This is a genomic window from Arthrobacter sp. 10T425 (assembly GCF_056393985.1).
Genome location: NZ_JBFTGZ010000013.1, coordinates 94,458 through 107,588, shown reverse-complemented (window position 1 = coordinate 107,588; position 13,131 = coordinate 94,458). Strand labels below are relative to the sequence as shown.

The following is a 13,131-nucleotide window of genomic DNA, read 5'->3' as shown; positions in this document are numbered from 1 at the left end:
AGCCGGACGCCGGAGCGCTCAGGCGGACGGATCAGCCCCGCGTTCCCTTGATGTTTGCCGTGCCGGTCCCGTTGGTGGAGCCGCCGTTCGGGTTCCGGTGGCGGGCGGCGCCTTCCACGACCAGCTCGACGGCCCGCGCGGGGTCGTCCACCACCTGCACGAGGTCCAGGTCCTCGGCCGAGACCATTCCCTCCGCGACGAGAGTGTCCCGGACCCACTCGAGCAGGGGGCTCCAGAACGCGGTTCCCACCAGGACGATCGGGAAGGAAGTGACCTTGCGGGTTTGGACCAGGACCATGGCTTCGAAGAGCTCATCCAGGGTGCCGAGGCCGCCGGGGAGCACGATGAAGCCCTGGGCGTACTTGACGAACATGGTCTTGCGGGCGAAGAAGTACCGGAAGTTGATGCCCAGGTCCACCCACTGGTTCATGCCCTGTTCGAAGGGCAGTTCGATTCCGAGCCCCACGGAGACGCCGTTGCCCTGCACGGCGCCCATGTTGGCGGCCTCCATCGAGCCGGGGCCGCCGCCCGTAATCACGGCCAGTCCGGCCTCGGCCAGCCGGCGTCCGACCTCGACGCCGAGTTCGTAGTACGGGCTCCCCGGCACGGTGCGGGCGGAACCGAAGACGCTGACTGCCGGACCGAGATCGGCCAGCGCGCCGAATCCTTCCACAAACTCGCTTTGGATCCGCAGCACGCGCCAGGGGTCGGTGTGGACGAACTGTCCCGGCCCTTTGGTGTCCAGCAAGGTCTGGTCGGACATCGTGACCTTGGCGGCCTTGCGGCGCAGCTCAAGCGGACCCTTGTGGCGGATCCCGTTGGGCGCCGGTGTGCTCCGGGCCTCCCTTGCCGGCTTTCCGCCGGGATTCTGTTCCGGGTTCTGTTCGGGGTTTTGCTTGGGGCCGTGCTGCGGATCGGTACTCATGCCCATAGGCTAGCGCGGAACTCGACCGCCGCCGCGTCGGCGCGTCGGCGCCGCACGGCCGCAGCCGCCTGCCGAGGCCGTATGCCGAGGTCAACGGCGAATGTCCGACGCAGTCCAGCAAGGGGCCTGACGTGCAGGTATCTCTTGAATCACGATCTGCACCAAAATGAGTGATTGCCGTCATATCTGGTCAATCTTCGCTAGATTCGTACTATGACTACTCAAGTGCCCGGCGATGCCCTCGTCTCCCTGAAGGCCGTGAACAAGCATTACGGCCAGCTGCACGTCCTGAAGGACATCAACCTGAACGTCCGCAAGGGTGAAGTTGTTGTTGTCATCGGCCCCTCGGGTTCCGGCAAGTCGACGCTCTGCCGCGCCATCAACCGCCTCGAGACCATCGACGACGGCGACATCAAGATCGATGGCAAGGAACTGCCCGAGGAGGGCAAGGAGCTGGCCAAGCTGCGCGCCGACGTCGGCATGGTCTTCCAGTCGTTCAATCTGTTCGCCCACAAGACCATTCTGGAAAACGTCACTCTCGGCCCCATCAAGGTCAAGGGCGTTGCCAAGTCCGAGGCCGACAAGGACGCCATGGCCCTCCTGGAGCGGGTCGGCGTCGGGCATCAGGCCCCCAAACTTCCGGCCCAGCTCTCCGGCGGCCAACAGCAGCGCGTTGCCATCGCCCGTGCCCTGGCCATGAAGCCCAAGGTGATGCTCTTCGATGAGCCCACCTCTGCCCTCGACCCGGAAATGATCAACGAGGTCCTGGACGTCATGGTCCAGCTCGCCAAAGAAGGCATGACCATGATCGTGGTCACCCACGAGATGGGCTTCGCCCGCAAGGCGGCCGACCGCGTCGTGTTCATGGCCGACGGCCAGATCGTTGAGGACGCGACCCCCGAGGAATTCTTCAACAACCCCAAGAGCAGCCGGGCCAAGGATTTCCTGTCCAAGCTGCTGACACACTGACCGACTACGTTTTCGCACCCTGGCTGCCGGACGGCGGCCGCCCAATGAAAGGAATGTCATGATGGCATTTTTGACCCGAAGGAAATCCCTTCTGGTTGCCGCTTCCGCAGCACTGGCACTCAGCCTGAGCGCCTGTGGCGGCAGCTCCTCCACGACCACCAACCCGCCCGTAGCCGAGAAGCCGAGCTTTCCTGCCGATTCCACCATGGCCAAGCTTTCCTCCGCGGGCAAGATCACCATCGGCACCAAGTTCGACCAGCCGCTCTTCGGCCAGAAGGGCCTCGACGGCAAGCCCGTCGGCTTCGACGTCGAAATCGGCAAGCTGATGGCTGCCAAGCTGGGCATTCCCGCCGACAAGATCGAGTGGGTCGAAACTGTCTCCGCCAACCGCGAGCAGTTCCTCAAGCAGGGCAAGGTGGACATGATCGTCGCCACCTACACCATCAATGACAAGCGCAAGGCCGAAGTCGACTTCGCCGGACCGTACTACGAGGCCGGACAGGCGCTCATGGTGAACAAGGACAACAACTCCATCACCAAGCCCGAAGACGTCAAGGGCAAGAACGTCTGCTCCGTGACCGGCTCCACGCCAGCCTCGACGATCGTGGAGAAGTACGGAGCCGTCCTGGTTCCGGCCGCGACCTACTCAGCCTGCCTGGAACCGCTGCGGAACCACCAGGTTGAAGCCGTCACCACCGACAACGTCATCCTGGCCGGTTTCGTGTCCAAGGAACCGGACGCCTTCAAGCTGGCATCGGATCAGACCTTCACCAAGGAGCCCTACGGCATCGGCCTGAAGAAGGACGACACCGCCTTCCGCACGTGGGTCAATGACCAGCTGGAGGCCTCCGACAAGGACGGGTCCTACAAGAAGGCCTGGGAAGACACTGCCGGCACCGTCATCAAGACCACGCCCGCGCTTCCCACGATCGACCGCTACTAGCCGCCACTCCCGTCTTTCGCCTGGAATCCCCTCAACGCAGCTGAAGGAACTTATGGACGTCATTATTGAAAACCTCCCCCAGTATTGGGACGGTTTTCTCCGAACCCTTTTCCTGTCCCTGGTCTCGGGGATTATCGCCTTGGTCTTCGGCACCATCCTGGCTGCCGCCCGTGTCTCGCCCGTCGCCGCGCTGCGTGGCTTCAGCATGACGTACGTCGAGATCGTCCGGAACACCCCGCTGACCATCGCGTTCTTCTTCGCCGCAGTGGTTCTGCCCCGCCTCGGCGTTACGTTCCAGCAGTTCGAGGTCGCCGCCATCATCGCCCTGAGCGCCTACACCTCGGCCTTCATTGCCGAGGCCGTGCGCTCCGGCGTCAACAGCGTCCCGGTGGGCCAGGCGGAGGCCGCCCGCAGCATCGGCATGCAGTTCACCCAGGTGCTCTCGCTGATCATCCTGCCGCAGGCCCTGCGCACCGTGATCCCGCCGTTGATCAACATTCTGATTGCCCTGGTCAAGAACTCTTCTGTGGCCGGCGCGTTCTATGTGCTGGAACTCTTCGGCCAGGGCAAGCAACTGGCCAATGCCAACGGCGACGCCGTCATGTGGGTCCTGGTCGGCATCGCATTCTTCTACCTGCTGATAACCATCCCGCTTGGCTTCCTCGCCAGCGTCGTTGAACGAAAGGTGGCGATCGCACGATGAGCTCTGTTCTCTATGACGTCCCCGGCCCCAAAGCCCGCCGGGTCTCGCTGATCGGCTCCATCATCGGCGTGATCGTGATCGGTGGCCTCCTCGTCCTGGCAGTCGTGACCCTCGCCCAGCAGGGAATCTTCGACCCCAAACGCTGGGCGGTCTTCCAGCTTCCCGAGGTCTGGGCCCTGATCGCCGCCGGCATCGGCGCCACGCTGGCCGCCGCGGCCGTGTCGGCTGTGATTGCCTTCCCGCTGGGCCTGCTCCTGTGCCTGATGCGCATCTCGGACAACGCCTGGATCAGGGTGCCCACCCGGATCGTGCTGGAATTCCTGCGCGGCATGCCCGTCGTGCTCATGATGCTGTTCGTGCTGCTCGTCTTTGCCACCAGCTCGTTCATCGCCGTCGTGGCCGGCCTTGTCCTTTACAACTCGGCGATTTTCGCCGAGATCATCCGCGCCGGCGTCCAGTCGCTGCCCAAGGGTCAGCGTGAGGCCGGCCTGGCGATCGGCCTGACGAGCTTCCAGTGCCGGCTGACCATCGAGCTGCCGCAGGCCATCCGGCGCATGCTGCCGTCCCTGGTCGCGCAGCTCGTGGTGCTGCTGAAGGACACGTCGCTCGGCTACATCGTCGCCTACGGCGAGCTGCTCCGGGCCGTGCAGGTCATGGCGGACTTCCTGGGTCCGCAGTACCTGTTCCCGGTGTTCTTCGTGGCCGCGGCCATCTACATCGCGATCGACCTGGCAGTCTCCCGCCTGGCCATCTGGCTCGAACGCCGCGGTTCCAAGCGCGCCGCCGGCGGCGTGGCGCACGTGCCGGTCGCCGGTATTCCGGCCGCCAAGTAAGCCGTCCCGCCCACAAAGGGTCCGGAACCTCTCGGAGGTTCCGGACCCTTTGTGCGTTGCGCCTTGTTTCCTGCCTTGTTTCCTGGTCGTGGTGTCCTGGGCGTTGGTTCCTGGGCTTTGCTAGGCGCTCAGCCAGGTCCGCAGCGCCCGCAGGCATTCGCGGATGGCGTCCGCCTCGACGTGTTCGTTGTCCTTGTGCGCCAGCAGAGCATCGCCGGGCCCAAAGTTCACCGCGGGGATGCCCAGTTCACTGAAGCGTGCGACGTCGGTCCAGCCGTACTTGGGCTTCGGCTCCCCGCCGACGGCGGCGACGAAGGACGCCGCCGCGGGGTGGTGCAGGCCCGGCCGCGCGCCGGCCGCGCTGTCGGTGCGCACGACGTCGAATCCGTCCAGCAGTTCGCGCACGACGGCCTCGGCTCCGTCCGGGGTCTTGTCCGGCGCGAAGCGGTAGTTGATTTCCACGACGCACTTGTCCGGAATGACGTTCCCGGCCGTGCCGCCGTGGATCTTCACGGCGTTGAGGCTTTCGCGGTAGTCCAGGCCGTCAACCGTCACGGTCTGCGGCTCATACGCCGCCAGCCGGGCCAGGATCGGGGCCGCGGCGTGGATGGCATTGCTGCCCATCCAGGCCCGGGCCGAGTGGGCAGCCTCGCCGTTCGTGGTCACTTCGAAGCGGCTGGTGCCGTTGCAGCCGCCCTCCACCGTCCCGTCGGTCGGCTCGAGCAGGATCGCGAAGTCCCCGCCGAGCAGGGAGCCGTGATTGCGCACCAGACGGCCCAGGCCGCTCTTCACGGCCTCGACCTCCTCGTGGTCGTAGAAGACGAACGTGACGTCCTTGCCTGGTTCCGCCCCGCCGTCGAACATGGTGGCCGCCAGCGCCAGCTGCACGGCGACGCCGCCCTTCATGTCAGTGGCGCCGCGGCCGTAGAGGATCCCCTCTCCAGGGGCCCCGGAGGGCCAGTACGCCGGCACGGTCCCCAGCGAGCCCTCTGTGGTGGGCAACGGCACGGTGTCCAGGTGCCCGGCCAGGATGACGCGCTCGGCCCGGCCCAGGTTGGTGCGGGCGATGATCGAATCGCCGTCGCGGACCAGCTCCAGCTGCGGCAGCTGGCGGAGGGCATGTTCCACGGCGTCGGCCAGGACCCCCTCGTTGCCGGAGACGCTGTTGATGTCGATCAGGGCGGCCGTGAGCAGGGCGACGTCCTGGCGGAGGTCCAGATGGACCGGTGTGCGGACAGGGACGCTGGCGGTGGCACTGGCAGGGGTGCGCGGGTTCGTGGGGGTCACCGTTCCACCTTATCTGTTTGCCTCCCCGTCCCACCTGAGTCGCTGCAGGGGCCGTTTCCAGGCGTCAAGAGGTCCTGCAGCGGTCAATCGGGTTGTCATGAGTTTCAGCGCCCGACGGGCCTCTCGTTAGACTTGGGCCATGACTGAAACTGCTGCTTCCGCTGTGCCCGCCGACGCTCGTTCTGACGCCCGCTCTGCCTATGGCTACGGGGTGGCCACCGTCTCCACCCGCAACGGTGACGCCACCGTGCTGGACGTGTGGTTTCCGGCGCCCGTGCTCGGAGTCGCCGCGGAGCACCAGCGTGACGTGGAGAACGCGGACCAGTCGCTGATCGACATCGCCGCCAGCGGCATTGACCCGGACCGGGGCACAGAGCAGATCGTTGTCTTCGCCCAGATCAACCTGGATGCGGCACCCGCGGACACGGCGGACGCCTACCTTCGCCTGCACCTGCTCTCCCACCGGCTCGTCCAGCCCAACACCATCAACCTTGACGGCATCTTCGGCAAGCTTCCCAACGTGGTGTGGACCAACTTCGGCCCCGCAGCCGTGGAGGACTTCGAGCTGACCCGGGCGCGCCTGCGCAAGCGCGGCGCCGTCACGGTGTTCGGCGTGGACAAGTTCCCGCGCATGGTGGACTACGTCGTTCCCTCCGGCGTCCGGATCGCCGACGCCGACCGGGTCCGGCTCGGTGCGCACCTGGCCGAAGGCACCACGGTCATGCACGAGGGCTTCGTGAACTTCAATGCCGGAACCCTGGGTACCTCCATGGTCGAGGGCCGGATCTCGGCCGGCGTCATCACCGGCGACGGGTCCGACGTCGGCGGCGGGGCCTCGATCATGGGAACCCTCTCCGGCGGCGGCAAGGAAAAGATCTCCCTCGGCGAGAGGGTCCTCCTCGGCGCCAATTCCGGTGTGGGCATCAGCATCGGTGACGACTCGGTGGTGGAGGCAGGCCTCTACGTCACCGCCGGCACCCGTGTGCGCGTGATCGGCCCCAAGGACGCCGACGGCGAAGACACCAGCCGGATCGTCAAGGCCGTGGACCTTTCCGGCGTTCCGAACCTGCTCTTCCGCCGCAATTCCACCACTGGTGAGGTTGAGGTCCTCCCCCGCAAGGGCCAGACGGTGGAGCTCAACGAGGCCCTGCACGCCAACTGACCGCACCGGCTGGTACGGTATGGCGGGCGGCGAAGACCGCGCGGGCGGGGCCGACCCGCCCCGCCGAAAAAGCCGATGACGCAGCCCCCAGGGGCCTGAGGGAGTATTTTCGTGGCACGACGAGGGAGCTGGCGGCGCCGGATTGTCCTTCTGCTGACCCTGGCGATGGTCGCGGGCGGCATCTACACCGCGGTGACGTTCCTGCAACGGTCGGAGACCTTGATCACCGAACGCTGCACGGCCACGGGAAGCGGCGGCGATGACCTCTCCACCGACCAGGCGGCCAACGCCTCCCTCATCACCGCCGTCGCGGTCCGGCGGGGACTTCCGGCCCGGGCCGCCAGCATCGCGCTGGCCACCTCGATGCAGGAATCCAAACTGCGCAACATCGGCCATGGCGACCAGGCCGGTCCCGACTCCCGCGGACTGTTCCAGCAGCGGCCGTCCCAGGGTTGGGGCACCACGGCGCAGGTGATGGACCCGTACCACGCCAGCAATGCGTTCTACGATGCCCTCGTCGAGGTTTCCGGGTACGAGTCGCTCGATATCACCGTTGCCGCCCAGCGCGTCCAGCGCTCGGCGTACCCGGAGGCCTACGCCCAGCATGAGGTGATGGCCCGCGCGTTCGCCTCCGCCCTGAGCGGGCAGACGCCCGCAGGCCTGGACTGCTCGCTGCGCTCCCCCGACGCCGCCGGGAATCCTGCCGCCGTCACCGCAGGGCTGACCGCTGCTCTCGGGGACGTGACGGCGTCCACCGACGGCCGGACCCTGCTCGTCGAGGCCGAAGGAACCCAGGCCTGGGCTGTGGGCCAGTGGGCCGTGGCCAACGCCAAGGAGCTCGAAATCACCAGCGTGGAGGTCGAGGGCCGCGCCTGGAACCGGCAGTCCCGCGACGGCTGGCAGCCGGCCCAAGTCCCGGCCGGCCAAGTCAGGGTTACCGTCGCAGACGCCCCCGGCACCTGACCGCTACCGGGGGTCAGTTGGCAGCGGGGTCAGTTGGCAGCGGGGTCAGTTGCCAGCGGGGTCAGTTACCAGCGGGTCAGTTGCCAGCGGGGTCAGCCGTCACCGGGCGGGCTCAGACGAGGAGATCGACCACCGGCTGCACGTAGCTGCGGAACAGCTCCGGCTGGGACAACAGCTCGTGGCTCATGATGATTTTATCGGGCTCGAGATACCAGGCCCGCGGCTCCGCAAGCGGGAGCTCGATGATCGTCAGGCCGAAATCCTTTGAAGCCCGTCCCACGTCAAGCAGGCGGTCCTCCACCATGTCGGCCAGCAGCTCGTTGTTGCCGTTGGCTTCGCGCTCCGCCTCGAGGGTTCCGTATTCGGCGAGGCGTTCCCGGGCCCACGTCAAAGCGGCCCCGAAGTGGGCCTGCAGCACGCGCCGGAGGGCCGGCGAATTGCTGAACGCACGGAAGCCCGGAGGGGAGAGCTCGGGGGACATTTCCGGGTGGTCTTTCAGCAGCTGTTCCCACCAGGCCTCCCATTCGGTCTTGAGCGCAGCCGGGCCGCCAACCTCTGCGATCAGGTGGGAGTGGTCCGAGGCGCGGATCTTCGGTGCCGCATGGCAGAGCGCCGGGTGTCCCGCGGTGTCCAAGCCGGCGGCGTCACGAACGTAGAGGGCAATGAGCATGGGACCAGAAGTATCCATCGTGATCCGCCAGCCTGGTCCGCCGGTGTGGTGCATCCAATTGCCTCCTTGGCAAGACGTACGATCTCAGTCTATTCCTGTTGTTATGAGGCGTTAACGGCTGGCTGCCCGGCCGCCAGCCGTCGGTTCAGGCCCGCCAGGTGGGCTTCGAGCACATCCTTGCACATCACGGCCGTCATCCACTCGGGCTGCAGGAGGGCGTGCATCGTCAGGCCGTCCAGGACTGCCAGCAGCAGTTCCGCTTCGGTGACGAGCACCTGCTGGTCGAGGCCGGCCGCGTGGTCGGCGTCAGCGCCTTCGGCCTCGGCCAGGCCCAGGATGAGCCCGCCCACGACGGCGGCCACCGCCCGGTGGCTGCGGTCGGCCTCGGCGGCCAGGAACGGCCTTGTCCGGGCGGCATTCTTGAAGGCCATCCAGACGCAGGCATCAACCGCCCGTTCCTCGTCCAGCGGAAGAAACTCACCCAGCAGCGCCAGGACGGCCGCATGCTGCTCCCCTGAAACCGGCGGCGCATCGCCCAGCCGGGAGTCCGCGTCGGTGAGGCGGCCGACGATTCGGTCCACCACCACGGCGAACGCGTGGGTCAACAGCTCGTCGCTGCTGGCGAAGTAGTGCCGCACCGAGCCGACGGCCAGCTGCGCTTCATCGGCAACTTCCCGCAGCGAGGCCCGCTCGAGGCCATCCGTTGCGATGATCCTGAAGACTGCGTCAACTATTTCCTGGCGCCGGATGACGGCGTCGACAAATTTAGGCACTGGTCTTTTTTAGCACGTACGTGCCGCGGCCGCCCCGGGCCACACCGGTCCCGGCGGGGACGTGGCGCGGGTCACAGCGACACAGTGCCCCCATAAGTACGACGCCGGCCGCGCACCTCAGCAAAAGGTGCGCGGCCGGCGTCGTACTGTCTATCGCGCGCCGTGGCCGGCGGGCGGGCTACAGCGACGGGTAGTTGCGTTCCGGTTCGCCGACGTAGAGCTGGCGCGGGCGGCCGATCTTCGTATTGGGGTCGCTGATCATCTCGCGCCACTGGGCGATCCAGCCCGGCAGGCGCCCGATGGCGAACAGCACGGTGAACATCTTCTCCGGGAAACCCATGGCCTTGTAGATCAGGCCGGTGTAGAAGTCCACGTTGGGGTAGAGCTTGCGCTGGATGAAGTAGTCATCGCCCAGGGCTTTCTCTTCAAGGCGCATGGCGATGTCGAGGAGCTCGTCGTTTCCGCCGAGTTTGCTCAGGACCTCGTGGGCCGTGGCCTTGATGATCTTGGCGCGCGGGTCGTAGTTCTTGTAGACGCGGTGCCCGAAGCCCATGAGGCGGACGCCGTCTTCCTTGTTCTTGACCTTCTCCATGTAGTCCTCGGGCTTGATGCCGTCGGCCTGGATCTGGCGCAGCATCTTCAGGACGGCCTCGTTGGCACCGCCGTGGGCGGGGCCGAAGAGGGCGTTGATGCCCGCGGAGACGGAGGCGAACAGGTTCGCGTTCGAGGAACCTACCAGGCGGACGGTCGACGTTGAACAGTTCTGCTCGTGGTCGGCGTGCAGGATCAGGAGCAGATCCAGGGCCTTGGCGATGACCGGGTCCACCTCGTACTGCTCGGCCGGCAGGCCAAAGCTCAGGCGCAGGAAGTTCTCCACCAGGTTCATCGAGTTGTCCGGGTACAGCATGGGCTGCCCGATCGACTTCTTGTGGGCGTAGGCGGCGATGACCGGCATCTTGGCCATGAGGCGGATGGTGGACACCTCCACCTGCTCGGCGTTGAACGGATCCAGCGAGTCCTGGTAGAACGTCGACAGCGCCGACACGGCCGAGGACAGCACCGGCATCGGGTGGGCGTCACGGGGGAAGCCGCTGAAGAAGCCCTTGAGCTCCTCGTGCAGCAGGGTGTGGTGGCGGATCCGCTGGTCGAAGGACTCCAGCTCGGTGGGGGTCGGCAGGTTGCCGTAGATCAGCAGGTAGGAGACTTCCAGGAAGCTCGAGTGCTGGGCCAGCTGCTCGATCGGGTAGCCGCGGTAGCGCAGGATGCCGGCGTCACCATCGATGTAGGTGATGGCCGAGGTGGTGGCCGCGGTGTTCATGAAACCGGGGTCGAAGGCGACGGCGCCGGTCTGCTTCAGCAGCTTGGAAACGTCGTAGCCTTCGTTCCCTTCTACAACCTTGATGCGCGGGAGTTCGAGTTCGCCGCCGGCATGGCGCAGGGTTGCGCTGGTGGTTTCAGTCATGGAGTCTCCTCATGAGGCATCGGGGCCTCTGTCGAAAGCTGGTCCAACATCTGGTGAAGCTGCCCGCGGATCCTGTGCGGACAGGATTTCCAAAGGCTGCGCTGCCTTCTTGTGGAAAGCCACCATTGATCGTCAGTTAAAAAGTACCTTCACTTCGCGGGTGGCACTAATCCGGGGGGGCCGTAAAACGCCAAAAACACGCCACATGTGGCACGCGTCACAGCATTGTTACGCTTCCGGGTCAAGCCGCGAGACGGCGGCGTCGATCCTTTCGTCGCTGGCGGTCAGCGCCACCCGGATGAACCCGTTGCCGGCGTCGCCGTAGAAGACCCCGGGGCCAACGACGATTCCGCGGTCCGCGAGCCGGCCCACGGTGTCCCACGTCGCCTCGCCGGCGGTGGCCCATAGATAAAGGCCCGCCCTCGATTCATGGATTGTCAGGCCGAAACCTTTGAGCGCGGGCACGATCCGTTCCCGACGGCCCCGGTACAGGTCCTTCTGGGCCTGGACGTGGGCGTCGTCGCCGAGGGCCACGCGCATGGCTTCCTGGACCGGATAGGGCACAATCATCCCGGCGTGCTTGCGGCTGTTGACCAGGTTCGCCATGATCACCGGATCGCCGGCGACAAATGCCGCGCGGTAACCGGCCACGTTGGACTGTTTGCTCAGCGAATAGACGGCGAGCAGGCCATCGTGGGAGCCTTCTGCGACCTGCGGATCCAGGACGCTCGGGACGGGGGCGCCGCCACGCTGGAGGTCCCACTCCCCCCAGCCGAGCTCGGCGTAGCATTCATCGGACGCGACGACGGCGCCGAGCTCGCGGGCCTGCCGGACGATCCGCCGCAGCGACGCGATGTCGCGGACGCTGCCGGTGGGGTTGGCCGGTGAATTGACCCAGACCAGGCGCACGCGGGCCCGGGTGCCGGCGTCGAGCTCGTCGAGGTCGTCCGCGGCGACCTGCTCCGCACCGGCGAAGGTGGCCCCGATGTCATAGGTGGGGTACGCAACCGTGGGCCGGACGACGACGTCGCCCGGCTTCAGGCCGAGCAGGAACGGCAGCCACGCGACGAGTTCCTTGGAACCCACCGTTGGCATCACATTCTGCGGGTCGAGCCCGGGGACGCCGCGCCGGCGCGCAAACCAGCCGGCGATGGCTTCCCGCAGGGCCGGCGTCCCGTGCACCGTGGGATAGCCGGGGGCGTCCGCGGCGGCGCGCAGTGCGTCCTGGATGAGGGCCGGCGTCGCGTCCACCGGGGTTCCGATGGAAAGGTTGACGGCTCCTGCCGGGTGCCGGGCTGCCGTGGCGAGATACGGCGCCATGGCCTCCCACGGGTAATCGGGCAGGCTCAGGCCGAAGGTGCGCACCGCGGATGTCACCGTAGCGCCGTCCTAGTTCTCTTGGTTCTGCGGCGGCAGGGCGGCGATCATGGGGTGGTCGGTGTGGGTGTTCCCAACCTTCGCGGCGCCGCCCGGGGACCCGAGTTCGTCGAAGAACTCGACGTTGGCCTTGTAGTAGTCGGCCCATTCTTCGGGGGTGTCGTCCTCGTAGTAGATCGCCTCCACGGGGCAGACCGGCTCACAGGCACCGCAGTCCACGCACTCGTCGGGGTGGATGTACAGGGAACGCTCACCCTCGTAAATGCAATCGACGGGGCACTCCTCAATACATGCCTTGTCTTTGACATCTACACACGGCTGCGCGATTACGTACGTCACGTCCCTGGCCTCTCCACGTTGGTTCCGGCGACCGGCCGGATGATTTCCAGGCCCTGAGCCGGGCTGCTGACTTCTGAGCCTATTATCTCCCAGCCTGTTCCCGCGAACCTAGCCGGACGTCACACATGCTCCGCGTCTTACGATGATCTGATGAGCTCGCCTTTGCCCTTGCCCCAGCAGTTTCTCTCCGCCGCCCCGCTCGGCACCCGCGTTGTGGTCCGGTACAGGATCGACGGCGGCCTGACGGATGCCCTCGGCGAGCTCGTGGATCGCGCCGACGGCGTATGCACCGTCCGCACCCGCCGCTCCGACGTCGTCATTGCCCTCCCCCTTGTCGTGGCAGCCAAGGAAGTCCCGCCGCCCCCGCCGCGCCGCGCCGCGCGGGTGCAGGAGCCCTGACGGGCGGTTCCGGGGTGGGCGCGTCGGTGGTGGTTGCGCCGAGGGGATATGCCCTCCGCCCCACCTGACAACTGGACATGCCCTCCCCTGCTGGCCAACCACGCACATGTCCAGCCCCACACCCGGCCACCAATGGACATGCCCTCCCCACCTGGCCAACCACGCACATGCCCAGCCCCACCTCCGGCCACCAATGGACATGCCCTCCCCACCTGGCCAACCACGCACATGTCCAGCCCCGCCCCCGGTCATCAATGGACATGCACTCCCCTTGCTGCTGGAGATGCACATTTCGGCGCCGTGCTCATCGCCGCCAGCCAGCGCGG

14 protein-coding genes are annotated in these 13,131 nt (G+C 66.6%); 7 read left to right on the top strand and 7 right to left on the bottom strand.

Annotation, left to right across the window (positions count from 1 at the left end; genetic code table 11):
- Window positions 1-31: 31 nt before the first annotated feature.
- Window positions 32-925 carry an LOG family protein gene (locus AC1DDH_RS15490; protein WP_476855766.1) on the bottom strand — a complete coding sequence of 298 codons (894 nt, stop codon included), beginning with the start codon at window positions 923-925 and terminating at the stop codon, window positions 32-34.
- A gap of 213 nt (window positions 926-1,138) precedes the next feature.
- Here AC1DDH_RS15490 and AC1DDH_RS15485 point away from each other — a divergent pair, with 213 nt between their 5' ends.
- Genes AC1DDH_RS15485 through AC1DDH_RS15470 form a run of 4 tightly spaced genes read left to right on the top strand, consistent with a single transcriptional unit; the run spans window position 1,139 to window position 4,373 of the window.
- On the top strand, window positions 1,139-1,894 hold the full coding sequence (locus tag AC1DDH_RS15485) for an amino acid ABC transporter ATP-binding protein (protein ID WP_028275678.1): 756 nt from the start codon (window positions 1,139-1,141) through the stop codon (window positions 1,892-1,894).
- A gap of 58 nt (window positions 1,895-1,952) precedes the next feature.
- Complete coding sequence (locus tag AC1DDH_RS15480) at window positions 1,953-2,837, top strand: glutamate ABC transporter substrate-binding protein (RefSeq protein ID WP_243180934.1); 885 nt, start codon at window positions 1,953-1,955, stop codon at window positions 2,835-2,837.
- Between the two features lie 52 nt (window positions 2,838-2,889).
- A complete protein-coding gene (locus AC1DDH_RS15475; RefSeq protein ID WP_223913898.1) occupies window positions 2,890-3,540 on the top strand; it encodes an amino acid ABC transporter permease in 651 nt (216 codons plus the stop codon).
- Complete coding sequence (locus AC1DDH_RS15470; protein WP_223913897.1) at window positions 3,537-4,373, top strand: amino acid ABC transporter permease; 837 nt, start codon at window positions 3,537-3,539, stop codon at window positions 4,371-4,373. Before AC1DDH_RS15475 ends, AC1DDH_RS15470 begins: the two co-directional genes overlap by 4 nt.
- Before the next feature lie 120 nt (window positions 4,374-4,493).
- On the opposite strand, the gene dapE is transcribed toward AC1DDH_RS15470, so the two are convergent.
- Entirely contained in the window at window positions 4,494-5,591 is a 1,098-nt protein-coding gene (dapE, locus tag AC1DDH_RS15465) for a succinyl-diaminopimelate desuccinylase (RefSeq protein WP_476850372.1), read from the bottom strand.
- A gap of 208 nt (window positions 5,592-5,799) precedes the next feature.
- Here dapE and dapD point away from each other — a divergent pair, with 208 nt between their 5' ends.
- Both dapD and AC1DDH_RS15455 read left to right on the top strand, forming a co-directional pair.
- Window positions 5,800-6,822, top strand: a complete 1,023-nt coding sequence (gene dapD, locus AC1DDH_RS15460) for a 2,3,4,5-tetrahydropyridine-2,6-dicarboxylate N-succinyltransferase (protein ID WP_476955765.1) — start codon at window positions 5,800-5,802, stop codon at window positions 6,820-6,822.
- Between the two features lie 111 nt (window positions 6,823-6,933).
- Window positions 6,934-7,785: a hypothetical protein gene (locus AC1DDH_RS15455; protein ID WP_476855764.1), complete on the top strand. Its 852-nt coding sequence runs from the start codon at window positions 6,934-6,936 to the stop codon at window positions 7,783-7,785.
- A gap of 112 nt (window positions 7,786-7,897) precedes the next feature.
- On the opposite strand, the gene AC1DDH_RS15450 is transcribed toward AC1DDH_RS15455, so the two are convergent.
- From AC1DDH_RS15450 to fdxA, 5 genes are all read right to left on the bottom strand, one after another.
- Entirely contained in the window at window positions 7,898-8,509 is a 612-nt protein-coding gene (locus AC1DDH_RS15450) for a hypothetical protein (protein ID WP_028275685.1), read from the bottom strand.
- Window positions 8,510-8,556: 47 nt separating this feature from the next.
- Window positions 8,557-9,228, bottom strand: coding sequence for a TetR/AcrR family transcriptional regulator (locus AC1DDH_RS15445; protein WP_476955764.1), 672 nt, complete (start codon window positions 9,226-9,228; stop codon window positions 8,557-8,559).
- 178 nt (window positions 9,229-9,406) lie between these two features.
- Complete coding sequence (locus AC1DDH_RS15440; RefSeq protein ID WP_028275687.1) at window positions 9,407-10,690, bottom strand: citrate synthase; 1,284 nt, start codon at window positions 10,688-10,690, stop codon at window positions 9,407-9,409.
- A gap of 228 nt (window positions 10,691-10,918) precedes the next feature.
- Complete coding sequence (gene dapC / locus AC1DDH_RS15435) at window positions 10,919-12,067, bottom strand: succinyldiaminopimelate transaminase (RefSeq protein WP_476855762.1); 1,149 nt, start codon at window positions 12,065-12,067, stop codon at window positions 10,919-10,921.
- Window positions 12,068-12,079: 12 nt separating this feature from the next.
- Window positions 12,080-12,406 (bottom strand): ferredoxin, encoded by a 327-nt coding sequence (gene fdxA, locus AC1DDH_RS15430; protein ID WP_028275689.1) that lies wholly within the window; start codon window positions 12,404-12,406, stop codon window positions 12,080-12,082.
- 150 nt (window positions 12,407-12,556) lie between these two features.
- On the opposite strand from fdxA, the gene AC1DDH_RS15425 reads away from it, so the two are divergent.
- On the top strand, window positions 12,557-12,805 hold the full coding sequence (locus AC1DDH_RS15425) for a putative acetyltransferase (RefSeq protein WP_476955763.1): 249 nt from the start codon (window positions 12,557-12,559) through the stop codon (window positions 12,803-12,805).
- Window positions 12,806-13,131 lie beyond the last annotated feature (326 nt).

Bases quoted from the DNA above. Each gene is read 5' to 3' on its own strand.
- AC1DDH_RS15490 (WP_476855766.1), bottom strand. From the start codon at position 925: ATGAGTACCGATCCGCAGCACGGCCCCAAGCAAAACCCCGAACAGAAC.
- AC1DDH_RS15485 (WP_028275678.1), top strand. From the start codon at position 1,139: ATGACTACTCAAGTGCCCGGCGATGCCCTCGTCTCCCTGAAGGCCGTG.
- AC1DDH_RS15480 (WP_243180934.1), top strand. From the start codon at position 1,953: ATGATGGCATTTTTGACCCGAAGGAAATCCCTTCTGGTTGCCGCTTCC.
- AC1DDH_RS15475 (WP_223913898.1), top strand. From the start codon at position 2,890: ATGGACGTCATTATTGAAAACCTCCCCCAGTATTGGGACGGTTTTCTC.
- AC1DDH_RS15470 (WP_223913897.1), top strand. From the start codon at position 3,537: ATGAGCTCTGTTCTCTATGACGTCCCCGGCCCCAAAGCCCGCCGGGTC.
- dapD (WP_476955765.1), top strand. From the start codon at position 5,800: ATGACTGAAACTGCTGCTTCCGCTGTGCCCGCCGACGCTCGTTCTGAC.
- AC1DDH_RS15450 (WP_028275685.1), bottom strand. From the start codon at position 8,509: ATGCACCACACCGGCGGACCAGGCTGGCGGATCACGATGGATACTTCT.
- AC1DDH_RS15440 (WP_028275687.1), bottom strand. From the start codon at position 10,690: ATGACTGAAACCACCAGCGCAACCCTGCGCCATGCCGGCGGCGAACTC.
- AC1DDH_RS15425 (WP_476955763.1), top strand. From the start codon at position 12,557: ATGAGCTCGCCTTTGCCCTTGCCCCAGCAGTTTCTCTCCGCCGCCCCG.